Consider the following 26,194-nt stretch of genomic DNA (forward strand, 5'->3'; position numbering starts at 1 on the left):
AGGTTATTTATATACAGATTAATTAAATCTTGAGGTTAATTTATTATCACCAAGGCTCGCTAAAATTCGTTGATAACTAGCAAAGCGTAACGGATTAATTTTACCATCGCTTACCGCTTGTTGTAGCGCGCAGCCCGGGTCATTTTGATGTTTACAATCTCGAAATTTGCAATAACCAAAGTAATCTTGAAACTCAATAAAACCTTGATCTACTTCCTCTGGCGATAAATGCCAAAGACCAAATTCACGAATACCAGGCGAGTCAATCAATCGACCACCAGTAGGAAAGTGGTACAAACGAGCCACGGTAGTCGTATGTTGCCCCAGGCCTGAGTTTTCAGAAACCTCTTTGGTGCCAATACCTAATTCTGGCATTAAAGAGTTGACTAAGGTAGATTTACCAACACCTGATTGACCAACAAAAATACTGGTTTTATCATTTAATCGTGCGGTAATGTTTTCAATGCCTTCTTGTAATTTACTGCTGGCAAAAATTACTTCGTAGCCTATTTCTTGGTAAAGCGCGATGTGTATATCGATTAGTTCTTGATGCTCTGCACTGAGCAAATCAATTTTATTTAAAACGATAACTGGTTTAATACCAGTTAATTCAATTGCAACTAGATAACGGTCGATAATATCGGGATTAAACGCTGGCACCACAGACGAAACAATAAATATTTGATCAATGTTGGCAGCAATTGGTTTTAACCCATCATATACATCTGGTCTGGCTAATTCTGTAGTGCGCTCATGCACAGCTTCAATAACGCCGCTAATGCTGTGCTCTGTTTCTTTGCCCTGACGCCAGACTACTGAATCACCACAAACGATACTTTTAACTGTACGGCGAATATTACAGCGAAATATATCACCATTACTCGCTTCAACATCAGCATGCTGGCCAAAGCGGCTGACAATGATGCCATTTTTCTGTTCGCTTAATTCGCTATCTTGCCAAGCAAGATCTTTATCTTTACTAAGTTTATCAGCAAGATTTTTTTTAATGCGCCGGTGTTGACCTTTGGTCAATTTTTTTGCTTTAGCCACGGGTATATTTCATTTGTTACCTGTTGAGCATATAAATGCTTTAAATTATGCCGTATTATACAAAAAGAAAAGTGATAATGAAAATATAAGGCGTTTAAATGGCTGTAAATGCAAATAATTTAATCTGGCTAGATCTAGAAATGACAGGCCTGGAACCTGAGCAAGATGTAATATTAGAGATAGCTTCAATCGTTACTGATGGCGACCTTAATATATTGGCACAAGGACCGGTATTTGCCATTCATCAAAGTGATGACGTGCTAGCCAATATGAATGAATGGTGTGTAAAACAGCATGGTGCTAGTGGCTTAACTCAGCGTTGTCGTGAATCAAAAGTTACCTTACAACAAGCTGAGCAAGCGACGATTGAATTTATTGAGCAATACGTAGCAAAAGGTATTTCTCCTATGTGCGGTAATTCAATTGGTCAAGACAGACGCTTTATTAATGCCTACATGAAGGATTTTGAAACCTGGTTTCACTATCGCAATATTGATGTAAGTACGATCAAAGAATTGGTCAGACGCTGGCAGCCTGCAGTGTTAGATAAGGTTACTAAACAAGGAACTCATCTAGCATTGGATGACATCATAGAATCTATTGCAGAATTAAAAGTTTATAGACAACATGTATTTAAAATATAACAATAACTAGTAAATATTTTGTTAATAAGTTCAAGGTGTTGAAGATTTGTACTAGTATTAACTGATACCGTCACTGAAATGTAGAATAACAATAAAAGGATTTGTGACTATGCAAGGCTCTCAAGCTTTGGTGAAAACACCAAGCTATATTATCACTAAGGCCGTACTGTATGTTGCCTTATTGCTTTCCACCATGGGCTTATTGGTGGCAACTTCATTATGGCTTTATAATCAGCAGGCTGAAAAAGCAGAGTTCCTGCATAAGCAGCAAATTCCCTTTATTAAAAATAATGCTCAATTGATGAAAAGTGTCGCTGAATTAGAAAATCAGCTGGTCGCTCAGCAACTGGCTATTCGTCACCAACAACTTGACCAACCTCTAGATGATGTCAAACAAGCTTGGCTAGAAATTGTCGACTTAAGTAAGCAACATGTGTTGATGGTTAATGATAATTTACGAGATAATACTGCCGACGAAATTGCCAAAACAGCGCAATCTTTTGCTGATGGTTATAAAAAATTTGTTATTTTAGTTGATGACTTAATTCTTATTCGTCAATCTCGCAATGGTCAATACAGTGCCAACACTAAAACCTTAACTGAAATTATTGAGCATGTTGATTCTATTCGCCGTGATAAACAGCGGCAACTTAATAAAAACTCTTTAGATTTTGTAAATAGTCAAAATAGAGTCGGAACTAACACTTTTAATTCCGTTATAGCATTGATGAATGAAGGACAATTCTATCAATATATTTATCAAGAATTATTGAAATTACAAAACCAATTAACAGCATTATCTTCAACTGTATCGTCGTATCAATTTAATCAAATATCTACACAAATTGCGACGTTAACCAAGAACATTAATAAAGAATTACAAACCAGTAAAGCCAGTGATAAAAAGTTAGAGCAATTGACTGATGATATTCGAGAGATTACCAATCAATTGATGGGCTCAGGACAATTGTTTGCTAAGTGGCGCGATGAAAATATTACGACGAATAAAGTGATAAGTCAGTTAAAAGATTATCAAGATTTTTTGAAGCAAACAGCTATGTTAATTGAGCGGCCTAACTTTTATGACCTGCCTGAATTTGAATTAAACCTGCCAATTATCGGGATTAAGGTAAAAGAATCAACCATGCTACCAATTGGCTTTATATTTATTCTGGTATTGGTATTTTCGAGTGTTTTTTTAGCATGGCGTATTTTAAATCTGGTAAATCGTACATTCCATGCCGGCGCCGACCACATGCAACTTGAGCATGAGAAAGAATTACAGGCCGAACAAGCATTAATTAATGTTAAAAAGAAAGAAAAAAACCAGCTTAAATCAATCATGGAAACTAATACTCATTCAGAGCTTAAGCAAACTGAAAAACAAGCAATTGCTGAGTTAGATGAAGAGATTGAAGAAGCACAACCGAGCTTCTATCAAATTAACAACCTGGTGATGAACCTTGAAAAGTTTAACCAATACCATGGTTCAGCTGAAATGGCAGTATTTATGCTTGATGATTACATGGATCGTAATAAACAAAACTTTGAAAAACTAAAAGATGCCCTCGCTCATGAAAACTTATCCCGAGTTAGCGAAATTAATGATTCTATTTTAAAAACCGCAGTTATTTTGTCGGCGCCACGCTTAATTAAATCGTGTGAACAGCTTAGCGATATTTGTGCAAAACAAGCAATCCATCAGGCAGTGCCAATTATCGTAGAAATGAATGAAGCTATTCTAGAAGTAGCTAAATTTGTTGAAGAGAGTTAATAGTTTCTGATTATTGCCGGAATATTTGCAAGTTAAGCATCTCTTGATAAGCCTTTTTCGATAGTACGTATTAAACGAGCGGTTAATCGCTCGTTTTTATTTTCAGCTAGTTTTTCAAGTTTTAATTGCTGTTGTTCTAACGCCCAATCAATATGTTCTTGTACCATTTCACTTGTTGTCTGTTGTTCGTTTAGGGCATCTACGATCTTTTGATCAAAAGGTGCGTTACCTAATGCCACCGCTATGTTGCGTTGCCAACAGTCAAAACCAATGCGGCGAATGGGTGAGCCTTGAGTATTTTTTAAAAACTGTTGTTCATTCCAACTAAATATTTCTAATAAGGTGATATCGTCAAGTTGATTGCGCGGTTGAAAGTCACCTTCGACTGAAAGTTTGGCAAATTTGTTCCATGGGCAAATTAATTGGCAATCATCACAGCCGTATATCCTGTTGCCGATTAATGGCCGAAACTCTTCAGGAATGGCATCTCTTAGTTCAATGGTTAAATAGGAAATACAACGCCTGGCATCAACAACATAAGGTTCAACTATGGCATCAGTAGGGCATATTTTGATGCAAGATACACATTGCCCACATTGGTTCTGTTTGGGCTCGTCAATTGGCAACGGGATATCAACCATTAGTTCACCCAAGAAAAACCAAGATCCAGCTTGTTGATTGATTAATAGCGTGTGTTTGCCTACCCAGCCAAGACCTGCTTTTTCTGCTAATGGTCGCTCTAAAACTGGCGCTGAATCTACAAATGGGCGAAAATTAAGGCTATGACAATAGGCTTCAATCTTTTGGCCAAGTTGTTTTAAACGGTTACGCATAAGCTTGTGATAATCGCGGCCTAGCGCATAACGAGATACAAATGCATGCTTAGGTTGCTTTAATATTTTGGCAAATTTAGCTTGCGTAGGCAGGTAATCTAAACGAGCGGAAATTACTCTCAGTGTGCCGGGTAATAATTCGTCAGGTCTAGCGCGCATCAAATCATGTCGCGCCATGTAATCCATATTACCGTGATAGCCTTGTTCAAGCCATTTGCTCAGGGCTTTTTCATGATTTTTTAAATCTACGTCACAAATACCAACATCACTAAAACCAAGCTCTTTTGCCCAAAGCTTGATTTTTTCCGCTAGATGCTGATAGTTAATAGATGAATGATCAATCATGGATGTTTAGATGAAACCCGTTAAATTTTTGGCAAGCATACCACACAATGCCTATCAGGCTGAAGATGTCCAAAAAAACGAAGGGAAAATAGCGGCACTTGCAAACTTGAGTTTGTACCAATTAATGGAAGCTGCTGGTGTAGCTGCATTTCAATTACTACGAACACAATGGCCTGATAGTAAAACCATCCTAGTGGTTTGTGGTAAGGGAAATAATGCTGGCGATGGCTTCATAGTAGCAAGGTTGGCATTAGAGCAGGGCATGCATGTTTATCTGCATAACTTAGCCAATATTGATGACTACCAAGGTGATGCTAAGCTTGCGTGTACAAAGTACCTCGAGGCGGGCGGTAATCTGCATAATCTTGATGAGATAGATTTAACCAAAGTAGAGCTTATCGTTGATGGCTTACTTGGTACTGGCTTATCTGGGCAAGTCAGAGATAACTATCAAACGGTTATTGAATTATTCAACTCGTTAAAAAAGCCAATTTTGAGTCTGGATATTCCTTCCGGATTATGTGCCAACACTGGGCAGGTCCTCGGGTGTTCGATTAAAGCGGATATAACCATAACCTTTGTCGCGGTTAAACAAGGGCTGCTAACAGGTGTAGCGAGTGATTATTGTGGTGAGATTTATGTCTCAGGTTTAGGTATTGGAACCAGTTTTAGTAAAAATATACCATCATCTGTAACGGTTAATTCTCAACACTCTTTAAAAAAATTGACGAGTAGGCGACAAAGCGCTCATAAGGGTAATAGCGGTTTTGTATTAGTTGTCGGAGGTAATCAAGGGATGCCAGGGGCGGCAAAGTTATCAGCCGAGGCTTGTTTGCGCAGTGGTGCAGGTTTGGTTGCGGTTATGTGCTATCACACTAATGAAGTCATAATATTAGCCAATCGACCGGAATTAATGTTACTAAGTTTTGAGAATGACTCGATTGATAACCAACAAAAAATTGCTAAGGCGAATGTGGTGGTGCTTGGCCCTGGCTTAGGCTGTGATATTTGGGCCGAAAATAATTTTCAACAAACTTTAGCACTCAACAAACCTATGGTGATTGATGCCGATGGATTAAATTTATTAGCAAAAAAACCACAGTACCGAGATAACTGGGTGTTAACTCCCCACCCGGGTGAAGCCGCTAAATTATTGAATTGTTCCGTAGCTAATATAGAGCAAGATAGATTTGAGTCAGCCCGAGCTATTGCGTTAAAATATGGCGGTATTTGTGTATTAAAAGGCGCTGGTACCTTAATCAGTGATGGCGAACGTATTGCCATCAATATAACGGGCAACCCAGGTATGGCTGTTGGTGGTATGGGTGATGTCTTGTCTGGTATCATTGGCGCTTTAATATTACAATCAAGTAATATATTTCAGGCAGCTAAATACGGTGTATATTTACATGGTCTAGCAGCTGATATGGCAATAATTGATGGTCAAAAAGGCTTACTGGCCAGTGATCTATTTCCTTATATTCGACAACTGGTAAATGAATGAACGAAGTAACATTAGCATTAGCCGATGAGCAAGCAACCGTAGCTATGGGTAAACAATTAGCTGACATTACAAAACAGCTTAATTTAGATAATTTATTGGTATTTTTAAATGGTGACTTGGGCGCGGGAAAAACTACTTTAACGCGTGGTTTTGTACAAGGCATGGGCCATAATGGCAACGTAAAAAGCCCTACATACACTTTGGTAGAACCCTACGAGCTATCACCATGGCATGTTTACCATTTTGACTTATATCGCTTGAGTGACCCGGAAGAGTTGGAATATATGGGGATTCGCGACTATTTTGCCCAGAAATCTTGCAGTTTTATCGAATGGCCTGAAAAAGGTTCTGGTATTTTGCCCCAAGAAGATCTTATTATTAATTTACAGTATAATGACACGCAAAGAATCATCACACTATTGGCTGTAACCAGCCGAGGTGAGCAAATAATAAATCTAATAACATAAAAGCCAGTTATAGCAGTTGATATCTAGAGCTTTTTGGAAAGCGTAAATACAAATCATGAGAAGATGTAGCCTAAAAGTTGTCGTTGTTTTTTTTAGCATGTTTGCCATTAATGCTTGGGCAATTAATGTTATTGAAGGTGTGCGAATTTGGCCGGCTCCTGAAAATACCCGAGTAGTATTCGATTTAAGCGATAAACCCGACTACAGCTATTTTTACCTTAGTAACCCGAATCGTTTAGTTATTGATTTTAAAAATACCCAAAACATTTCTAACTTAACGAATCTTGCTAAAAATGATACTCGTATTAAATTAATTCGAACCAGCACCAGTAAGAATAACACTGCCGTGCGATTAGTCTTAGAACTCAATAATAGCTACGACGATAGTATCTTTGTACTTGCCCCAACAGGACCATATGGTGATCGTTTGGTCGTTGATTTACTTGATAAAAAACGTAAACAAGTGGCCACTCATAAACCAAAAAATACCAAACGTGATGTGATCATTGGCATAGATGCAGGACATGGCGGTGAAGATCCCGGTTCTATTTCTAAAAATGGCACATATGAGAAGAAAATAACCCTAGCTATCGCTAAACGATTACAAGCTATTGTGAATAAAGAGCCCGGCATGAAAGCGGTAATGATCCGCAGCGGTGATTATTTCGTAAACTTAAATCGTCGCACCGAAATTGCCCGAAAACAGCAAGTCGACTTTTTAGTATCTATCCATGCAGATGCATTTCGTACCTCACAGCCACGAGGCGGTTCGGTATGGATTGTAAATAATTCTCGAGCTCAATCAGAATTATCGCGTTGGTTGGTTAATCGTGAGAAAAACTCAGAATTACTTGGTGGCGGTGGTGAATTAATTAAGCGAACCAATGATGACAATCTTGCGGTTTTCTTAGCCGACCTAACCAAAGACAAGTCATTAGAAATAAGTGATCGTATGGCGAATAACGTCATCAAAGAAATGAAAAAAATCACTAAAATGCATAAGTCGAAACCACAAAATGCCAGTTTAGCAGTATTAAAATCTTCCGATATTCCATCCATGTTGGTTGAAACCGGCTTTATTTCTAATCCCCATGACTTTAAAAATTTAATGTCTTCTAGGCATCAAGGTAAATTGGCTAATGCCATTTTTACTGGTATGAAAAACCATTTTGTCCGTTATCCGCCTGAAGGTTCGCTACTTGCGAGTCAAAAACCTACTCAGCACAAGATTAGCCGGGGAGAATCACTGTCAGTGGTTGCCCAGCGTTATAAAGTGTCAGTAAAAGAAATAAAACTCGCTAATAACTTGAAAACTGATGTTGTTCGTATCGGTCAAACCCTGACAATTCCAAGAGTAAATTAATGTCTATTGCTGTATTACCCGCTCGCCTTGCTAATCAAATTGCAGCTGGTGAAGTGGTGGAGCGTCCGGCCTCGGTAGTAAAAGAATTAGTGGAAAATTCCATTGATGCCGGCGCAACCAAAATAACTATTGAGATAGAAAAGGGCGGCTCAAAAAGAATTAAAATTACCGATAATGGCAAAGGTATTGTTAAAGATGAATTAACCCTGGCTTTATCTCGTCATGCGACCAGTAAAATTAAAAGCTTGGATGATCTAGAGTCTATTCACAGTTTAGGCTTTCGCGGCGAAGCATTGGCCAGTATTAGTTCGGTCTCTCGGTTAACGTTAACCTCTAAACCTGTTACACAAGAATCTGCTTGGCAAGCAATAGCTGTTGGGCGTGACATGCAGGTAGATATTAAACCTGCTGCACATCCTGATGGTACCAGCATTGATGTTGAGGATTTATTCTTTAATACTCCAGCCAGACGAAAATTTTTACGGACCGAAAAAACCGAGTTTACTCATATTGATGAAGTGGTGCGCCGTATTGCTTTATCTAAATTAGAAATTACCATCATCCTTTCTCATAACGGTAAAGTTATTAGGCAGTATCGTGGTGCCAAAACAGAAAAACAAATTGAAAAACGTATCGCTTCCGTATGTGGGCAAGGGTTCATTGATAATGCCATTGCGTTAGACTTTAAACATGATAATTTGCACTTGTGGGGCTGGATTGCCAAACCTGAGTTTTATCGCAGTCAGAATGACTTAAGTTACAGTTATGTCAACGATCGAATGATGCGCGATAAATTAATAAACCATGCGATAAGACAAGCGTATGCCGATCGTTTAAATCATGATGGTTATCCTGCATTTGTGCTGTTCTTTAATTTAGATTTTGCCGATGTTGATGTAAATGTGCACCCGGCAAAGCATGAAGTGCGTTTTCATCAAGCTCGCTTTGTGCATGACTTTATTTGCTCCGCAGTTGAGCAAACACTTAATAACGAGCAAGCAAACGTATCCGAAGCGCTTTTATGTGATGAGCATGGTGAAGTTATTGCAAGTGCGAATCAACCTTATGCCCGAGATTATGTACAGCCCTTACAGATGGTCTCAGAGCAAACAAGTGGGCAAAGTAACAGTGCGGCAAATACCTATCAACACAACCAACGTCCATCCAGGCAAGCGGTTGGTAATTATCATTCGCTGTTAACAACGCCGCATACAGCTAATGTAGATGCCGTTGCAGTAGCAACAGAGGAGTCTGTTGCAGCAACTGCACTTTCTACCGCCACTGAATATGCTTCAACAGTAACTGTGAATCAAGCACTGATAAATGATGAATTACGTTTATTAACCATGATTGATGACTTTGTTGCCGTAGTTGAATACAAAAAATCTATATGTTGCGTGCAGTTAAAGCCATTGTGCAGAGCAGTCAATAGTGAACTATTAGGCCAATCCTTTGCCGTCGGCATTGTCTCTCAGCCACTATTATTACCGGTATCTGTTGCGCTTGATAAGGCTTCGGTAAATTTTGTTGATACCAACCTAGAGCTATTCGAGCAAGCGGGAATAAAATGCGCATTAAAAGGCCTGCAATGTATTATCCGCCAATATCCTGCGCAATTTAGAGATAAAGACATCAGCCAGAGCTTTTTGCAATTGCTTAATTTACTCATAACAGCAGAAACATTAACCAAGCAGTCATGGATATCAGCTTTCGCTGAACTTAAAATGCCAGAGCAATTAGATTTAACTTATGCTCAACAGCTGTTATTAAATCGTAAAACTTTACAAAACTTTGATCTTTCTGATTATATGCGCTTGAATTCTATTGAAGTAGACCTTACTTCATACATTAACCAGCTAGCATAAATCCAACATCTAAGAAGATATGAGCGAAATGCAACAACAAAAGTTACCACCAGTAATTTGTATTATGGGGCCAACTGCCTCAGGCAAAACTGATCTTGCTTTTGGCTTAAGTGATCGTTTACCTTGCGATATCATTAGTGTTGATTCAGCACTTATCTATAAAGATATGAATATCGGCAGTGCTAAACCAACTAAAGAAGAGCTGGCCAAGTACCCACATCGGTTGATAGATATCATTGACCCGAGTGAGAGCTACTCTGCAGCAGATTTTTGTCGGGACGCAAAGCGCGAAATCGATGAAATTCGTAGTCGTGGTCGTATACCTATTTTGGTTGGTGGAACTATGATGTATTTCAAGAGTCTACTGGAAGGTATTTCACCTCTGCCCGCTGCGAATGCAAAGATTCGTGCAGATATAGCCGAACAAGCAGAGCAAAAAGGTTGGCAACATATTCATGACTTACTCAATGAAGTAGATCCTGTTTCAGCCGAGCGAATTCATCCTAATGATCCACAAAGGTTAACTCGAGCTTTAGAAGTTTATCAACTAACAAATAAAAGCATGACCGAGCTAACCAAAATCAAAGGTGACACTCTAGATGGCGATGTTTTACAATTTGCAATTAGCACCACTGAACGCGCTGAATTACATCAACGCATAGAACTTAGATATAACATCATGTTGGAGCAGGGCTTTCAACAAGAAGTCGAACAATTAAAACAACGCAATGATTTACACGAAGACCTACCGTCAATTCGTTGCGTTGGTTATAGACAAATGTGGCAACATTTAAACGGTGAGTTTGATTATGACGAAATGATCTTCCGCGGCGTTTGCGCTACTAGACAGCTGGCCAAGCGGCAACTTACTTGGCTTCGTGGTTGGCCAAAGTTAACTTGGTTAACCACAAATGATGAAACTAATCTCCAACAAATATTAAGTTGTTTAGCAAAGTTGAAATCATAGTGTATACTTAAAAAGCTCGTTGTGTAACTAACTAAATTTGCACAATTAATTTACTCTAATTTGGTTATAGTAAATCGGATTAACAATAACAATAAGGGGCCAATACAATGGCAAAAGGTCAATCTTTACAAGACCCATTTTTGAATGCTTTACGTCGTGATCGCATTCCCGTGGCAATCTATTTAGTCAACGGTATTAAATTACAAGGCCAAGTTGAATCATTTGATCAATTTGTGATCTTACTTAAAAATACGGTAAGCCAGATGGTATATAAGCATGCTATCTCAACGGTTGTGCCGTCTCGTGCAGTTAACACATCTAATCCGGCTGAATTTACTCAACCGGGGGAATAACGCCTAAATGAAATTGAATTGGAATTGCTCATTTGTTTGATAGACATCAAGCAGGTGAGCAAGCTGTACTCGTTCACATAGATTTTCCGCAAGAAAACGCTCGTGAAGACTTACAAGAATTTGAAATGTTGGTTTCTTCTGCCGGCGTAAATTCTTTAACAGTAGTAACTGGTAAACGAAGTACCCCTCACACTAAATTTTTTGTCGGTAGCGGTAAAGCTGAAGAAATTCGCGATGCAGTGAACTTGTATAATGCTGACGTGATTTTGTTTAATCATGCGTTAAGCCCTTCACAAGAAAAAAATATCGAAGCATTATGTGAATGTCGAGTCATCGACCGCACTTCACTTATTTTAGATATTTTTGCCCAACGTGCTCGCACCCATGAAGGTAAGCTGCAAGTAGAACTTGCCCAGCTTCGCCATATGAGTACTCGATTAATTCGAGGTTGGACACATTTAGAACGACAAAAAGGTGGTATTGGTTTACGTGGGCCAGGTGAAACTCAGTTAGAAACTGATAGACGTTTACTGCGTGATCGGATGCATAATATTCGTGGTCGATTGGAAAAAGTTGAAAAACAACGACATCAAGGCCGTAGAGCACGCGAAAGAGCAGAAATACCTACTGTGTCATTGGTCGGTTATACCAATGCTGGTAAGTCTACAATATTTAACCGTATTACCAATGCAGATGTGTATGCAGCCGATCAATTGTTCGCAACCCTTGATCCAACACTAAGAAAGCTCCATATAGAAGATGTAGGGCGTATTATATTAGCCGATACGGTTGGGTTTATTCGTCATTTACCTCATGATTTAGTTGCTGCCTTTAAGGCGACACTGACAGAAACCCGAGAAGCTGATTTACAGTTACACGTAGTTGATATTGCTGATGAACGCCGCGCTGATAATATGGCGCAAGTAGATGCCGTGCTGGAAGAAATTGAAGCGAATGAAATCCCGCAATTGCTGGTGTGTAACAAAATTGATAACTTGCATGACATTGCGCCGCGTATAGATAGAGACGAGCTGGGCAAGCCGATTAGAGTTTGGTTATCTGCCAGAGCGAATATTGGTTTAGAGCTATTAAATGTTGCTTTGTCTGAATTATTAGCAACAGATATTGTCAAACACACACTTAAAATACCAGCAAGCGCTGGAAAATTGCGTGGCAAGTTATACCAGCTAAACTGTATAAAAGACGAAACATATGATGAGCAAGGTAATTGTTTACTGGATGTGACATTACCATTGCGAGAATGGAATAAATTGTTGAAAGCAGGTAAAAGCGAATTACAAGGCTTTATCCTGAATTAAGCTGCTGTTACTATTGAAGTAACAAAGATAAATGAAGGTAAATATCTGCATATTATATTTGCCAATATAGATTTTTAAACATTGCACCAAACGGAGAGCAAAATGGCTTGGAATGAACCGGGGAAAAACGATAATGATCCCTGGAAAAATAAAGGCGGTCGTGATCAAGGACCACCAGATTTAGACGAACTATTGAAAGATCTTGGCAATAAATTTGGCGGAATTTTCGGTGGTAATAAGCCAGGTAAATCTGGCGGTTCTAACAGTTTCAGTAGCTTTGGTGCTGGTATTGTGATCGCAATTGCTGTTGTTGTATGGGCAGTAAGTGGTTTCTATACGATTAAAGAAGCAGAGCGCGGCGTAGTGTTACAGTTTGGTGAATTTAACGGCTTGGTCGAGCCGGGCATTCATTGGCAACCTACCTTTGTGCAAAAAGTTATTCCTGTAGACGTACAAACAACTCGTAACCTTCCTGCTAGCGGCTTTATGCTAACTCAGGATGAAAACGTTGTACGTGTAGAGATGCAAGTTCAATATCGTATTGTTAATGCGCGTAACTACTTATTCAGCGTAACCAACGCCGATGAAAGTTTAGAGCATGCTTTTGATAGTGCTATTCGCTATGTTGTTGGTCATTCTGAAATGGATGAAGTGTTAACTTCAGGACGTGAGGCTGTACGTCAATCGGTATGGGCTGAACTTGAAAAAGTAATTGAGGCTTACAGCTTAGGTATCATCATTTCAGATGTTAACTTTAAGGATGCCCGTCCACCGGAGCAGGTTAAAGCTGCGTTTGATGATGCGATTGCTGCAAAAGAAGATGAAGAGCGTTTTGTGCTAGAAGCCGAAGCTTATGCTTTATCGGTAGAGCCAGAAGCGCGTGGTCGTGCTAAGCGCATGGAACAAGATGCCATTGCTTACAAGCAACAAGTTGTACTAGCCTCAGAAGGTGAAGTAGCTAAGTTTGAAAAGCTTTTACCAGAATATAAAGCGGCGCCAGAAGTTACTCGTCAACGTTTATATATTACTACGATGGAAAAAGTATATTCAAATACGTCAAAAGTTATGGTTGATGTAGATGGTGGTAATAACATGATGTACTTGCCACTTGATAAAATTATGCAGCAACAGCAACAAACGTCACCTTATAAAAGAGAAATCAATCCGTTGACGCAAGCACCAGTACAACAAGGTAAAAATTCATCAGTGAATTCATTATCTGGCCGTGCTGATCGTTTTAGCCGAGGAGATAACTAATCATGAAAAACTTTGCAATTATAATCCTGGTAGCGCTAGGTCTATTAACGGTTTCATCAATATTTGTTATTAATGAAGGCGAGCGCGGTATCGTGTTTCAATTCTCAAAAATTAAACGTGACTCTGCTGGAGAAATGAAAATTTATTCTCCAGGTTTGCATTTTAAAATTCCATTAATTGAACGTGTTAATAAAATTGATGCACGTATTCAAACCCTTGATGGTGCTCCGGATCGTTTCGTTACGGCCGAGAAAAAAGATTTATTAGTAGACTCTTACGTGAAATGGAAAATCGTTGATTTTTCTACCTTCTATGTACGTACAGCTGGCGGTAACATTGATAACGCCCGTGCCTTGTTAAAACAAAAAGTGAACAATGGTTTACGTACTGAGTTTGGTTCGCGCACTATTAAGCAAATTGTTTCTGGTGATCGCGATTCACTTATGGAAGAAGCAATGCTTAGTGCTGAATCGAGTAAAGCTGACTTAGGTATCGAAGTTGTTGATGTGCGTGTAAAACGCATTAACCTACCTGAAGAAGTAAGTAATTCGATTTATGAACGTATGCGTGCTGGCCGTATCGCTGTCGCACAAGAACATCGCTCACAAGGTCGTGAGAAAGCTGAAGTATTACGTGCAACCGTTGATGCTAAAGTGACGGTAATGATAGCAAATGCTAAAAAGCTGGCATTCACTTTACGCGGTGAAGGCGATGCCTTAGCCGCTAAAGTATATTCAGATGCTTATAACAAAGATGCAGAGTTTTTCTCTTTCGTCAGAAGTTTAGAAGCTTACGAGAAAAGCTTCAGTTCTAAGAGTGATATCTTAGTTGTTAAGCCCGACAGTGACTTTTTCAATTACTTAAAAGCCCCTAAAACAGGTAAGTAATGGATTGTTCATGTTTTTAAATTTATAGCCCACCTTTTGGTGGGCTATTTATTTCTGACATAAAAACTAAAAGGTAGTGACATGTCATTTGAATTATTGTTAAGTGCATTTGCCTTAATGCTTGTTTTTGAAGGGCTTGGCCCGTTATTATTCCCAAATCGTTGGCGCAGTTTTATCTTAAAGCTGGCCGAAGAAAAACCAGATAATATCCGCCAGATTGGCCTAGTGTTGGTTGTTATTGGCGCCATCTTATTGTTTTTGAACAATTAAAGTCTAATTTCTACTTGCTAATCTAACTAAGCCATCACGCTGCTAACAAGTTAACTACAAAAAAATAAATAAAGTTGATGATCTAGGCATGCTTGTTTGTTAAAATCCCCGCCTAATTTTCTTTCGAAATATGTAAATTATTATTATGGGCAAAAACGTCGTTGTTCTTGGCACCCAATGGGGTGATGAAGGTAAAGGTAAGATTGTTGACTTACTAACTGATAAGGCTAAATTTGTAGTTCGTTATCAAGGTGGTCACAATGCTGGACACACATTAGTAATAGACGGTGAAAAAACCGTGTTACACCTTATTCCATCAGGTGTTTTACGTGATAACGTAAAATGTATGATCGGTAATGGTGTTGTATTATGTCCGAAAGCACTTATGACTGAAATTAAAATGCTTGAAACTAAAGGCATTCCAGTTCGTGAGCGCTTACTAATTAGCGACGCATGTCCATTAATCATGCCTTATCACAACGCCTTAGATGCAGCTCGTGAAGCAGCACGTGGTAAAAAAGCTATCGGTACTACTGGTCGTGGTATTGGTCCAGCTTACGAAGATAAAGTAGCCCGTCGTGGTTTACGTGTTAGCGATCTGTTCAACGCTGAAACATTTGCCGATAAGTTAAAAGAAATTATGGAATACCATAACTTCGTGTTAACTAATTACTATAAAGCTGAAGCTCTGGATTTTGATACTGTATTAGCCGATGCATTAGCAGTTGCCGATATCATCAAAGCAATGACTGCTGATATTAGCGAAATACTTGACCAAGCTCGTAAAGCTGGTGATTCAATCATGTTTGAAGGTGCCCAAGGTACGCTTCTAGATATCGACCACGGTACTTACCCATATGTTACTTCTTCAAATACTACTGTTGGTGGTGTTTCAACAGGTAGCGGTTTTGGTCCATGTAACCTTGATTACGTATTAGGTATTACTAAAGCTTATACAACACGTGTTGGTTCTGGTCCTTTCCCTACAGAGCTTGATGATGAAATTGGTCATCACTTAGGTACTGTTGGCCATGAGTTTGGTGCTACAACTGGTCGTGAACGTCGTTGTGGCTGGTTTGATGCCGTGGCTATGCACAGAGCTGTACAAGTTAACTCAATTACAGGTTTTTGTTTAACTAAGCTTGACGTATTAGATGGTTTGAAAGAACTTAAAATTTGTACCGGCTACAAAACTGAATCAGGTGAAATCATAACTGTACCGCCAATGGCTGCAGAAGGTTATGAAAATATCACTCCTGTTTATGAAACAGTTCCTGGTTGGTCTGAAAATACTGTTGGCGCAACAAGTGTTGATGCATTACCCGCTAATGCAATTGCCTACATTAAACGTCTTGAAGAAATTACCGGCGTGCCAATTGATATCATTTCAACAGGTCCTGATCGTAACGAAACAATGGTTTTAGTTAACCCTTTCACTGAATAACTAACAACACGTTTAGTTAACAAAATAGGGACCTAATAGGTCCCTTTTTTTACTTCAAGGATGAAGGAATTCAAACTACCATGGACGGCATTATGTTTGTAGCTTCATAATATGCGAAAGTGTGCGCCGTCATCCTGTGGAAGCCTAAGCGAGACACGAGACCACCTACAGCATATCGTGGCTTTAAAAATTAGCATAACAGTCATTTCAACTATTGTTTAATAGGCTTACTTTATCAGCTCATAACTTTAATTTATGGTTATACCTAGTATTGGTATGAGTTATAACGAATTAGTTATAATTATGGGTAACTTAGATGAAAGTTTTCAGGTAGTATTACAAACCCTAACATTAGGTCCTAGCTATTTCTTACTAAAAGGTACATTCCATGGCTGATTTTCGTCAACAAGCACTTGATTATCATGAACACCCAACTCCAGGTAAAATCAGTCTAGCACTCACCACTGCTGCCGAAACCGCTGAAGATCTAGCTCTTGCCTATAGTCCCGGTGTTGCCGAGCCCGTGCGTGAAATAGCTGCCAATCCTGATGATGTATATCGCTACACCAATAAAGGCAATACGGTTGCAGTTATTACCGATGGCACAGCCATATTAGGTCTAGGTAACTTAGGCCCATTAGCATCAAAGCCTGTTATGGAAGGCAAGGCATTGTTGTTTAAACGCTTTGCTAATATCGATTCATTTGATATTCAGGTGAAAAACACTACAGTTGAAGATTTTGTTAATACAGTTGCTAATATTGCCGACAGTTTTGGCGGTATCAATTTAGAAGATATTAAAGCACCAGAATGTTTTGCTATTGAGAAAGCATTGATTGAACGCTGTAAAATACCAGTATTTCATGATGATCAACATGGTACTGCAATTGTTACTGCAGCAGGCATGCTTAATGCTCTTGATGTACAAGGAAAGCAACTTAAGCACGCTAAAATTGTGTGTATGGGTGCAGGAGCAGCAGCTATTGCTTGTATGGAACTATTGATCAGCTGTGGTGCGCAACGCGAAAACATTTACATGCTTGATCGAAAGGGTATTATTCACACTCGTCGTGATGATTTAAACGAATATAAAAAGTTATTCGCTAACAACACCGATAAACGTACATTAGAAGATGCTATTGATGGCGCCGATGTTTTCGTTGGTGTTTCAGGACCAAATGTATTTTCCGCAGAGCAATTAAGCCTTATGGCTGCTAACCCCGTAGTTTTTGCTTGTTCAAACCCTGATCCTGAAATTAAACCTGAATTAGCGCACGCAACTCGCGATGACTTAATTATGGCAACTGGTCGTTCAGACTATCCTAACCAAGTAAATAATGTGCTTTGTTTCCCGTTCATTTTCCGTGGCGCGCTTGATGTAAGAGCAAGAACGATCAATGCAGAAATGAAAGTTGCTGCTGTTAATGCAATAAGAGAAATAGCTAAAGAGCCGGTACCGGCAGAAGTTCTAAAAGCAAGTGGCAGCGTTAGCCTAGAATTTGGCCCGCAATACATTATTCCTAAGCCTATGGATCCAAGACTTCTCGAACGTGTTGCTTATGCAGTTGCTAAAGCCGCTGTTGAAACCGGAGTAGCCGCTGTCGATATGCCTAAAGATTATATGGGCAAAGCGTAAAGTCAACGAACTAACCCTCAAAAAAGCAGCATTTTCATGCTGCTTTTTTTATTCCAAGTCCATAATTAATGGATTTGGTCTTATACCAAACGGATTAAATATCTGACCATTTAGCGAAAATTAAAAGGTTTAAATACAAGGCATTGATTGAAGAGAATGGTTATTCCCTTGTCAAAATCAATAACGCAGTAGTTAAGCCTATTAAATTCGCCCATCGGGAGCTTGAAATAGACGAGATAACTGCCCTAAATTCATATAAATGTAGAATAACTATATCAATATAAATTTTGATTGTTCTCCCATCCATTTCAATGCTCTAAATGACCAGATATTTAATCCGATTGGTATTACTTCAAGGACGAAAGAATGCAAATCATCATGGGCAGCTTATAGATGTGTAACTTTAACAAAAATTAGCCGTAAATTTTCCTTCTTTAAATTCATATCGCCATAACTTACTTGGCAAGCTATAGTTACGTTAATTATTTAATACGAGAACACTATGAAACATAAAGTTGAAGTGATGATTTCTGAGCAAGAAGTCAGTGAAAGAGTGGCTGAACTTGGTCGGCAAATAACCGAATTTTATCAAGACCGTGACAATCTGGTTATGGTGGGCTTATTACGAGGCTCATTTGTATTCATGGCAGACTTAGCACGAGCAATTGATATCCACCACACCGTCGATTTTATGACCGCATCCAGTTATGGCAATAACATGGAAAGCTCACGCGACGTGCATATTCTGAAAGATTTAGATGATGATATTCAAGGGAAAGATGTACTTCTGGTGGAAGATATTATTGATACAGGGAATACTTTAAGCAAGGTCCTGCAAATACTAAACTTACGCGAGCCTAACTCGATTGAAATTTGTACGTTACTTGATAAACCTTCTCGACGAGAAGTGCCGGTAAATGTGAAGTGGATAGGCTTTGAAATACCAGATGAATTTGTGGTTGGTGTAGGAATTGATTATGCTCAAAAGTATCGCAACTTACCTTATATTGGAAAAGTGATCCCGCTTTAATCGCCTTGAAATTAAAATCGTCGAAAAATAACTAAACAAGATATTTTTATATTTGACATTAAGTCTTTGAAAAGCTTAATGTCTCTTATGAGCGACAAGGCGACAAGGCGACATTAAGAAAATTAGTAGATGCTTGGAGTTTTTTTAAACACAGCCACCTTATCCACCTATCACAGACGGTAATATATTTTATTCTATAGCTGTTTCAGTGCGTCATAGGCAATCTCTCACCCACGCGTCGACTCCACTTCGTGGATACAGTCACACTTGATGCCAGCCTTTGCATGATGTTTTTCAATCGCTTCTTTGTTTGGGGCATCCAACACACAATATATCTTGTTGTCTTCTGAGCTAAATAGAATGTCGTGGTGTGTGACCCCGAACTCATCAGGCGGTGCATTCTGCAAGCTTTTCAATTCGTCCGCAGTGAATGGTTCCATGGGGTGGCTATCGATAAACTTAGGCATGATCATTCCTCCTATTTCCTATAAAGATAGGCTCATGCCGGAGATCTCTTATCAACACTCAACCCGCTAATAAAAGGCGTCCAGCTTAAGCTTCTTTGTCACGTTTGTTGATAACGACAACCTTATTATAGTGTGACATTAACAATTATAATAATAATCGCTGGCCAACGATTGAATTAAGCTAGTATAAGGATAGCGTTGCATTCACTAGTTGAAATCACAGCACTTTTCAGCCGGTCAGGGATCACCTTTTTATATCCACAGCACGCTCAATGAGGTCCTCGATTTCGCTTGAGCTCCTCGAGGATGAAGGTGTTCTTTTTCTATTTTCGCGTTGTCGCAATAATGCTCATTTTAGAATCGGATTAACTAGGTCGGATGTTAAAAGTTTACATTGTCATACGTATAAACTTGAAATAAAAAGGGAATACTTTAGCAGCATTCCCTTAAGTAGTGACACTTGCGTTATATTTAAGTCTAATTTGAATCGGCAATATCTGGCGCAATACTTTTAAGTTTTGCATACACCACAGTATATATAATCATTGCGCTTATTGTGCCTACCGCACACAACATCATCACACCTGAATAACCATAGCCTTCACTGAGAATATAACCGGCCACGGCAGGAGAAACAGACTGTGTTAAACCTTGTGCGCCAGGTACAAGCGCAGCGTATTTGCCTGTATGGTCAATATTACCTATGGTACCTAACTGAAATACATCGATGAATAACCAGCAAAAGTTAAATACTGTTGCCGCTACTACATAGCTGGTGGCGTCTACTTTAAATGCTAATAAAAACAAAATAGCGGTCATCAAAATAAATGCTGCCAATAATGGTTTTGACTGACCAAAACGATTGCTCATCCAAGTCGCAATTGCACAACCCGTTAAGGTAAATAAAGTGCCTAAAGCTAAGGTATTACTAATAAAATCATTACTTAAATTTGCATCTACACCTAAACGTTCAATGAAAGCCCAAAACGCACCAACATTAATATAAACACAAGCAACTGCGGCTAAACATAACCAAGGGATCCATGATGGAATTTCAGTTGCTGATTGTTGATTTGCATCTTGAAGTTGTTCATCACTTTCTACTTCACTGTTTTCGATTTTATTGTGTTCGTTTGTTTTTGGTAAATAACGGACAAAATAGTAGGTGCCAACAAAGGCTGCACAGAAAAATAGGAATATCCCATCTACTCCCCATTTGGCTGAAATATCAGGGAATGTATATAGTTCAATGGCATTAACTGCTACCAGAACAAATAACAAAATACTAAAATTACGGGCGGTTTTATGTGTTCCTGCCAAGCTGGCAACGCCAACCGAGTAACAGATCCCACCACCTAGACCCGAAATGATCCTAATCATGAATAAGGTGTCAAATTGATGAAATAAGGTTGAACAAAAGTTAGCGATGATAGCGATGGTGATACCGATATAAGCTAAGGTTTGTCGATTAACTTTATTTATGAGCAGTGAAACAGCAATTGAGGCAACAAAAATACCCATTAAATCCGCTGAGGCTAACCAGCCTAACTGTTGTTCATTAAAACCAAGGGTATCGGCTAATGAACCAACCAACATGGGCATACCAATAAATACAGCATTACCAACAATACTGATAATTACTGCGGCGGCAATAACCATAGGTTTATCGAAAATGGATTCTTGGGTTCGCGACTCTAGCATATAACGATCACTTAATTTTATAGTAATAATTTGTTAACAGACTATTTCAAAAAACCACGATGCAGAACATCCCCTGATAAGGTGATGGGCTAATAACGTTTGAGATAATACTGGTCAAATCAGGTTAAGTAAGTAAGTGGATCAAGAGCAGCATCTGCTGGCATGGCTTTAAGTGAAGCAATAAATAAATAAAACAATTCTGATTGTGAGCTTACATCCAGTTTCATATAAATGCTTTTTCGATGGTGCTTTATTGTTTCCAAGCTATTTTCAAGTTTCTCAGCGATAAACTTAATGGCATAGCCATGCAAGATATAGTGTAAAATTTTGCATTCTCTTGGCGTTAATATCGAACTGCCAAATTTAACCAAGGCGTTATCTAAATGCCGCTCAAGGTTGAGTTGTTCGGGTTGAGCAATATTTTGCTGACATTTAACTATAATGCTTTTCAATAACGGGAAGACGATGTTCAGTTGCTTAATGTGTTGAGCTTTAAAAGGCTCTTCATTGGTATGTCTTACTAGAGAAATACTGGCTATGTCATGTTCATTCAACTGAAATATTATACAAATTTCATCTAAATAGCCTTGTTTCTTATAAAACAGATCAAAATATTCAGATTGCTCAAAACCTTGTGGAGCAACATCGCTCATCGCATATGGCCCTTCAATTTTTTCATCTATAGCCATGCGATAAAACGGGTCTAATAAATAAGCGCCACTGTCATAGGGATCAATTTGGTGCTGAGGATTCTCGTTTGCTAAAAGTCGATAATGGGTAGTTTGCGGTTGCTTACCTTCAGGAAAAATAGTCAGCATTGCACTACTCGCATTAAGTAAATGTTCTAATCCCCTTAACAAATCAGAGATGGATTCGGAATTGAAATCTTTACTGATTACAGTTGCAAGTACTTGGTGCCAGTAGGTTAAATCTTTTATTGTGGCCATTTGTAGACTTATATTCTCTAGTTAAATTTGCGTAACTTAAATTATCCCCTGATGAGGTGATAACCAAATGTCTCGCATTTTGCGATAGTTATTAAAACGTTAATTCAAAGAAAACTAAGCGTTACAGCAAACATCTTAATGAACTAATTAGACCAAGTAAATTGGCAACGTAAATAACTATAACCCGTGGAGAGAAGATTGTGAAAACTAATCTTATATTTTCTAAATCAGCATTAGCATTAGCTGTTTTAGCAACAATAACATCAACTGTACACAGTGAAGAGATTGAAAAAATATCTGTTACTGCCCAAAAACGCACACAATCTATTACTGAAGTAGGAGTAACAACTACCGCTTTTAATGGTGACGCGCTTGAAGATTTAGGTGTTGAAAATGCCGTTGACCTTGGTGCTCATACTCCAGGGTTAGTTGCCGTTAATGCCACGTCAGGTGGTACACCAATTTTTGCCATACGTGGTATTGGCTTGGATGATTTTAGCCCAAACAATAGCAGTGGTGTAGGTGTATATACGGATGAAGTATTTGCCAGTAGCCCGGTTTATCTTGGCGGTCAATTGTTTGATATTGAACGTGTTGAAGTGCTAAAAGGTCCGCAAGGTACTTTATACGGTAAAAATACCACGGGTGGTGCAATTAACTTTATCACCAAAAAGCCTACTGATGACTTTGAAGCGTTTGTTGAGGCTGATTACAGCAGCTATGACACTTTAGAGCTTACCTCTGCTGTTGGAGGTGCGTTAACCGATACGGTGAATGCTCGTTTATCAGTGAACTACGCAAAATCGAACGAAGGCTGGCAGGAAGATGTTAATACTGGCGAAGAATTTGGCCTGCAAGACAGTTTTGCAATACGAGGTCAGCTTGGCTTTGAACTGGGCAGCAGTGGCACTGGTTTATTACGAGTATATGCAAGCCAAGATAAAGGCAAGCCGTTATCTCCAGACAGCGAAGGCAATGAAATTACTTGGGGGGACCCAGCTTTTTCGGCCTTAAACTCTCCTTCCGCACCTGACAAAGTTAGTGTTGGTGAGCTTGATGTGCAACGTGATGAAAGCGGCTCAGGTGTTGCATTAACGTTAGATTATAGTTTTGATAATTTTGACATTGTTTCAATCACCTCGTTTGATCAATACGAGAAATTTATGATTGATAACTATGATGGTTCAGCCGCATCTACAATGGAACTTATTCAAGATGATGAATTAGAGCAATGGTCGCAAGAAATTCGCTTTATCAGCACTGGTAATGACGATTTTACTTGGGTTTTAGGCGCTAATATCTCAAATGAAGAAGTCGACGCAGTAGATTTATTTGATGATTCATTTTTCGTGTCTGACTCCGGTTTTGATGGTGTACTCTACCCAGAAGATATCAATTTCTTTGGTGAAGACCGATTTGTCGCCGCCTATGTACAAGAAACTGACTCATACGGCGTTTACTTACATACCGAAACTCAGCTAAACGATAGTTGGAAATTTATTGCCGGCGTTCGTTATTCATTCGACGAACGTACTTTTAATGGCACTGCTACCAATGAAAGCTTTGGCGATGTTTACCCGGTAACTGAGTTACATGAAACCAACGATGAAGATGCTATTACCGGTAAAGTAGGACTTGATTGGAAGGTTAATCGTGACTTATTAGTGTTTGGTAATGTTTCGACCAGTTACAAAGGTGGTGTTTATTACGGCGGGGCAGTGTTAGACAGCAGTGCTTGGAGCTATGTTGAACCTGAAGATGTAACGTCTGCTGAGCTTGGTTTTAAGTGGACCCTTTTAGAGGGGAGCATGCAACTTAATGGTGCTGCGTTTGCTTTAAAATATGAAAACCGTCAATCATTACTGACTTTTACTTCAGATGAATTTAGTGATTTTAGTGGCTTTGCGGTTTCAGATACTACTTTAGCAAACATTCCAGAGTCTGAAACTAACGGTTTTGAGTTAGATATTCATTGGTTACCAATTGATGATGTAACCATTCAAGCTGGAGTCTCTTACTTAAATTCAGAAGTAACAAAAGCACCTACAACTGACGATTTACGTGGTATTAATGCAGATCCATCAGTAAATGATTTAGCAAATGAAAATGGCTATGGTTTTGTTGATGCGCTGGCTGCACCTTTAACCAATGGTACCGTGTTAGCACAAGCACCAGAGTGGAGCTATAACGCCTTAGTTGCTTATGATATGCCATTAGAGAATGACAAGTATTTAAGATTTCAAACCAGCTATAGTTGGTCTGATGAACAATACGCGCAACTTGCTGACAGTAATGCATTATATGGCAGTAATAGTTCATTAAACGGTTTAATCAAATTGAGTTCAGATAGTGATGGCTGGGCAGTAACATTATGGGCCAGAAACTTGCTTGATAATGACGCAGAAACATATTCATTTACCGGTTTCTCTGGTCGTACTGTCTATCGCCAACAGCCTGCTACTTTTGGCTTAACGTTTAAGTATGATTATTATTAATCACTAGCTTATTAAAGCTCAAGTTAGCTGTTAAATCAGTTAGCTTGGGTTTTATAAGCGCCCTAATTCATATAAGTGCTCCCCCTTTCAGGGGATTTATCCTTTTTTTCCTATCGCTATACTATTTAACTAATAGCACCAATATTATAAGAGGTTTAAATGAACAACTTCACCAAAGAAATAATGCAAAAAGATAAAGATCATTTTATGCATCCATGGACAATCTTTGATGTTTATAAAACCGACGGCGCGTTACCAATTGAAAAAGCTTCTGGTAATTATCTTGAAGATACCGATGGCAATCGTTATTTAGACGCTGTTGGAGGTTTGTGGTGTAATAATATTGGCACTGGTCGTAAAGAAATGGCCGATACAATCGCTGAGCAAGTAATTAAAATGTCTTATGCTAATCCATTTGTCGATATGACCAATGTGCCAGCGACATTACTGGCGGAAAAAATTGCTGAGTTAGCGCCTGGCGCTCTTAACCATGTATTTTATAGTTGTGGTGGTTCTACGGCTGTAGATACCGCTTATCGTTTAATTCAATATTATCAAAACTGTCGTGGCAAACATGCTAAAAAGCATATCATTTCTCGTGATATGTCTTATCATGGCTCGACTTACGCAGCTATGTCAATTGGCGGTAAAAAAGGCGATCACCCGGAAGAGTTCGATTTCATTGAAGACACTATTCATCACCTAACTGCGCCTAAGCACTATGGTCAGCATGAAGATAAATCCACTGCTGAATTCTTAGAGTTTTTACTAAACGAGCTCGAACAAAAAATACTGACCTTAGGCGCAGATAATGTCGCGGCATTTTTTGCCGAACCCATTATGGGGGCCGGAGGCGTTATTGTACCGCCTGCGGGATATCATAAAAAAACTTGGGAAATTTGTAAAAAACACGACGTTCTTTACGTTTCCGATGAAGTTGTTACAGGTTTTGGCCGCCTTGGCCACTGGTTTGCATCCGAAGACGTTTTTGACATTCAACCTGATATTATCATCAGTGCCAAAGGCTTAACCTCTGGCTATCTTCCTTTGGGTGCAACCATTTTTTCTGATCAGATTTGGGATGAGATTAGTGAAGATGGTCATGGCCGTTGTTTCGCCCACGGCTTTACTTATTCAGGTCATCCGGTTGCCTGCGCCGCAGCGTTAAAGAATATAGAAATAATGGAGCGCGAGCAGTTATTAGATAACGTAACAACGCTTGCCCCGTATTTCCAAGAAAAGCTTACTACCTTAGCTGACTTACCTATTGTTGGTGATATTCGAGGTCATGGGTTTATGTGGTGTGTTGAATTTGTTGCCAATAAAGAAACCTGTGAATTATTCCCGGAAGAAATGGATATAGGCAAACAAATTTCTAATCATGCAGATGCAAAAGGCTTAATTGTTCGACCGGTAGTGCACTTAAATGTGATGTCGCCACCTTTGACTTTAAACAAAACTGAAATCGACTTTATTGTAGATACGTTAAGGGCAAGCATTGAAGCAACCTTAATTGACCTTGAAGACCAAGGTTATCAGTATTAGTAAAAACATACTTATCAGGTTACTTCAACGT

22 protein-coding genes are annotated in these 26,194 nt (G+C 39.0%); 17 read left to right on the top strand and 5 right to left on the bottom strand.

The annotated features are described in order from the left end of the window. Positions 1–18: 18 nt before the first annotated feature. Positions 19–1,050, bottom strand: coding sequence for a small ribosomal subunit biogenesis GTPase RsgA (gene rsgA / locus RI844_RS15115; RefSeq protein ID WP_348395501.1), 1,032 nt, complete (start codon positions 1,048–1,050; stop codon positions 19–21). Positions 1,051–1,148: 98 nt separating this feature from the next. Here rsgA and orn point away from each other — a divergent pair, with 98 nt between their 5' ends. Then, complete coding sequence (gene orn, locus RI844_RS15120; protein ID WP_348395502.1) at positions 1,149–1,694, top strand: oligoribonuclease; 546 nt, start codon at positions 1,149–1,151, stop codon at positions 1,692–1,694. 109 nt (positions 1,695–1,803) lie between these two features. Next, entirely contained in the window at positions 1,804–3,468 is a 1,665-nt protein-coding gene (locus RI844_RS15125) for a hypothetical protein (protein ID WP_348395503.1), read from the top strand. Positions 3,469–3,500: 32 nt separating this feature from the next. Here the strand turns inward: RI844_RS15125 and queG are convergent, their stop codons facing one another. After that, entirely contained in the window at positions 3,501–4,646 is a 1,146-nt protein-coding gene (gene queG, locus RI844_RS15130) for a tRNA epoxyqueuosine(34) reductase QueG (protein ID WP_405054410.1), read from the bottom strand. Between the two features lie 10 nt (positions 4,647–4,656). Between queG and RI844_RS15135 the strand changes: the two genes are divergently transcribed. The 13 genes from RI844_RS15135 (at position 4,657) to hpt (ending at position 19,008) form a co-directional block, all read left to right on the top strand. Continuing rightward, complete coding sequence (locus tag RI844_RS15135) at positions 4,657–6,150, top strand: NAD(P)H-hydrate dehydratase (RefSeq protein ID WP_348395504.1); 1,494 nt, start codon at positions 4,657–4,659, stop codon at positions 6,148–6,150. Beyond that, complete coding sequence (tsaE, locus tag RI844_RS15140; RefSeq protein ID WP_348395505.1) at positions 6,147–6,617, top strand: tRNA (adenosine(37)-N6)-threonylcarbamoyltransferase complex ATPase subunit type 1 TsaE; 471 nt, start codon at positions 6,147–6,149, stop codon at positions 6,615–6,617. Before RI844_RS15135 ends, tsaE begins: the two co-directional genes overlap by 4 nt. 55 nt (positions 6,618–6,672) lie before the next feature. Next, positions 6,673–7,980, top strand: coding sequence for an N-acetylmuramoyl-L-alanine amidase (locus RI844_RS15145; RefSeq protein WP_348395506.1), 1,308 nt, complete (start codon positions 6,673–6,675; stop codon positions 7,978–7,980). Continuing rightward, complete coding sequence (mutL, locus tag RI844_RS15150) at positions 7,980–9,845, top strand: DNA mismatch repair endonuclease MutL (protein ID WP_348395507.1); 1,866 nt, start codon at positions 7,980–7,982, stop codon at positions 9,843–9,845. The genes RI844_RS15145 and mutL overlap by 1 nt, the downstream gene beginning before the upstream one ends. 28 nt (positions 9,846–9,873) lie before the next feature. Beyond that, entirely contained in the window at positions 9,874–10,812 is a 939-nt protein-coding gene (gene miaA / locus RI844_RS15155) for a tRNA (adenosine(37)-N6)-dimethylallyltransferase MiaA (RefSeq protein ID WP_348395508.1), read from the top strand. A gap of 107 nt (positions 10,813–10,919) precedes the next feature. Continuing rightward, positions 10,920–11,165, top strand: coding sequence for an RNA chaperone Hfq (gene hfq, locus RI844_RS15160; RefSeq protein ID WP_348395509.1), 246 nt, complete (start codon positions 10,920–10,922; stop codon positions 11,163–11,165). Between the two features lie 32 nt (positions 11,166–11,197). Continuing rightward, entirely contained in the window at positions 11,198–12,484 is a 1,287-nt protein-coding gene (gene hflX / locus RI844_RS15165; RefSeq protein ID WP_348395510.1) for a ribosome rescue GTPase HflX, read from the top strand. Between the two features lie 102 nt (positions 12,485–12,586). After that, positions 12,587–13,741, top strand: coding sequence for an FtsH protease activity modulator HflK (gene hflK / locus RI844_RS15170; protein WP_348395511.1), 1,155 nt, complete (start codon positions 12,587–12,589; stop codon positions 13,739–13,741). A gap of 2 nt (positions 13,742–13,743) precedes the next feature. Next, positions 13,744–14,628, top strand: a complete 885-nt coding sequence (gene hflC, locus RI844_RS15175; RefSeq protein ID WP_348395512.1) for a protease modulator HflC — start codon at positions 13,744–13,746, stop codon at positions 14,626–14,628. A gap of 81 nt (positions 14,629–14,709) precedes the next feature. Further along, positions 14,710–14,898 (top strand): DUF2065 domain-containing protein, encoded by a 189-nt coding sequence (locus RI844_RS15180; RefSeq protein WP_348395513.1) that lies wholly within the window; start codon positions 14,710–14,712, stop codon positions 14,896–14,898. Positions 14,899–15,043: 145 nt separating this feature from the next. Next, on the top strand, positions 15,044–16,342 hold the full coding sequence (locus RI844_RS15185; protein ID WP_348395514.1) for an adenylosuccinate synthase: 1,299 nt from the start codon (positions 15,044–15,046) through the stop codon (positions 16,340–16,342). A 388-nt stretch (positions 16,343–16,730) separates the two neighbouring features. Continuing rightward, positions 16,731–17,978, top strand: a complete 1,248-nt coding sequence (locus tag RI844_RS15190) for a malic enzyme-like NAD(P)-binding protein (protein ID WP_348395515.1) — start codon at positions 16,731–16,733, stop codon at positions 17,976–17,978. Positions 17,979–18,480: 502 nt separating this feature from the next. Next, on the top strand, positions 18,481–19,008 hold the full coding sequence (hpt, locus tag RI844_RS15195) for a hypoxanthine phosphoribosyltransferase (protein WP_348395516.1): 528 nt from the start codon (positions 18,481–18,483) through the stop codon (positions 19,006–19,008). Positions 19,009–19,235: 227 nt separating this feature from the next. Here hpt and RI844_RS15200 read toward each other — a convergent pair whose 3' ends face one another. From RI844_RS15200 to RI844_RS15210, 3 genes are all read right to left on the bottom strand, one after another. After that, positions 19,236–19,475, bottom strand: coding sequence for a nickel-binding protein (locus RI844_RS15200; protein ID WP_348395517.1), 240 nt, complete (start codon positions 19,473–19,475; stop codon positions 19,236–19,238). A gap of 477 nt (positions 19,476–19,952) precedes the next feature. Further along, a complete protein-coding gene (locus RI844_RS15205; protein ID WP_348395518.1) occupies positions 19,953–21,176 on the bottom strand; it encodes an MFS transporter in 1,224 nt (407 codons plus the stop codon). Positions 21,177–21,295: 119 nt separating this feature from the next. Beyond that, positions 21,296–22,123 (bottom strand): helix-turn-helix transcriptional regulator, encoded by an 828-nt coding sequence (locus tag RI844_RS15210; protein WP_348395519.1) that lies wholly within the window; start codon positions 22,121–22,123, stop codon positions 21,296–21,298. A gap of 200 nt (positions 22,124–22,323) precedes the next feature. Here RI844_RS15210 and RI844_RS15215 point away from each other — a divergent pair, with 200 nt between their 5' ends. Continuing rightward, positions 22,324–24,618 carry a TonB-dependent receptor gene (locus RI844_RS15215; RefSeq protein WP_348395520.1) on the top strand — a complete coding sequence of 765 codons (2,295 nt, stop codon included), beginning with the start codon at positions 22,324–22,326 and terminating at the stop codon, positions 24,616–24,618. A gap of 159 nt (positions 24,619–24,777) precedes the next feature. Further along, a complete protein-coding gene (locus RI844_RS15220; RefSeq protein ID WP_348395521.1) occupies positions 24,778–26,163 on the top strand; it encodes an aminotransferase in 1,386 nt (461 codons plus the stop codon). The last annotated feature ends 31 nt before the right edge of the window (positions 26,164–26,194 follow it).

This window comes from Thalassotalea fonticola (assembly GCF_032911225.1).
GTDB lineage: Bacteria > Pseudomonadota > Gammaproteobacteria > Enterobacterales > Alteromonadaceae > Thalassotalea_A > Thalassotalea_A fonticola.

Bases quoted from the DNA above. Each gene is read 5' to 3' on its own strand.
- hflK (WP_348395511.1), top strand. From the start codon at position 12,587: ATGGCTTGGAATGAACCGGGGAAAAACGATAATGATCCCTGGAAAAAT.
- orn (WP_348395502.1), top strand. From the start codon at position 1,149: ATGGCTGTAAATGCAAATAATTTAATCTGGCTAGATCTAGAAATGACA.
- mutL (WP_348395507.1), top strand. From the start codon at position 7,980: ATGTCTATTGCTGTATTACCCGCTCGCCTTGCTAATCAAATTGCAGCT.
- RI844_RS15135 (WP_348395504.1), top strand. From the start codon at position 4,657: ATGAAACCCGTTAAATTTTTGGCAAGCATACCACACAATGCCTATCAG.
- RI844_RS15210 (WP_348395519.1), bottom strand. From the start codon at position 22,123: ATGGCCACAATAAAAGATTTAACCTACTGGCACCAAGTACTTGCAACT.
- hpt (WP_348395516.1), top strand. From the start codon at position 18,481: ATGAAACATAAAGTTGAAGTGATGATTTCTGAGCAAGAAGTCAGTGAA.
- RI844_RS15125 (WP_348395503.1), top strand. From the start codon at position 1,804: ATGCAAGGCTCTCAAGCTTTGGTGAAAACACCAAGCTATATTATCACT.
- RI844_RS15205 (WP_348395518.1), bottom strand. From the start codon at position 21,176: ATGCTAGAGTCGCGAACCCAAGAATCCATTTTCGATAAACCTATGGTT.
- RI844_RS15180 (WP_348395513.1), top strand. From the start codon at position 14,710: ATGTCATTTGAATTATTGTTAAGTGCATTTGCCTTAATGCTTGTTTTT.
- hflC (WP_348395512.1), top strand. From the start codon at position 13,744: ATGAAAAACTTTGCAATTATAATCCTGGTAGCGCTAGGTCTATTAACG.
- miaA (WP_348395508.1), top strand. From the start codon at position 9,874: ATGCAACAACAAAAGTTACCACCAGTAATTTGTATTATGGGGCCAACT.
- RI844_RS15145 (WP_348395506.1), top strand. From the start codon at position 6,673: ATGAGAAGATGTAGCCTAAAAGTTGTCGTTGTTTTTTTTAGCATGTTT.
- RI844_RS15190 (WP_348395515.1), top strand. From the start codon at position 16,731: ATGGCTGATTTTCGTCAACAAGCACTTGATTATCATGAACACCCAACT.
- RI844_RS15185 (WP_348395514.1), top strand. From the start codon at position 15,044: ATGGGCAAAAACGTCGTTGTTCTTGGCACCCAATGGGGTGATGAAGGT.
- hfq (WP_348395509.1), top strand. From the start codon at position 10,920: ATGGCAAAAGGTCAATCTTTACAAGACCCATTTTTGAATGCTTTACGT.
- tsaE (WP_348395505.1), top strand. From the start codon at position 6,147: ATGAACGAAGTAACATTAGCATTAGCCGATGAGCAAGCAACCGTAGCT.
- RI844_RS15220 (WP_348395521.1), top strand. From the start codon at position 24,778: ATGAACAACTTCACCAAAGAAATAATGCAAAAAGATAAAGATCATTTT.
- queG (WP_405054410.1), bottom strand. From the start codon at position 4,646: ATGATTGATCATTCATCTATTAACTATCAGCATCTAGCGGAAAAAATC.
- RI844_RS15200 (WP_348395517.1), bottom strand. From the start codon at position 19,475: ATGCCTAAGTTTATCGATAGCCACCCCATGGAACCATTCACTGCGGAC.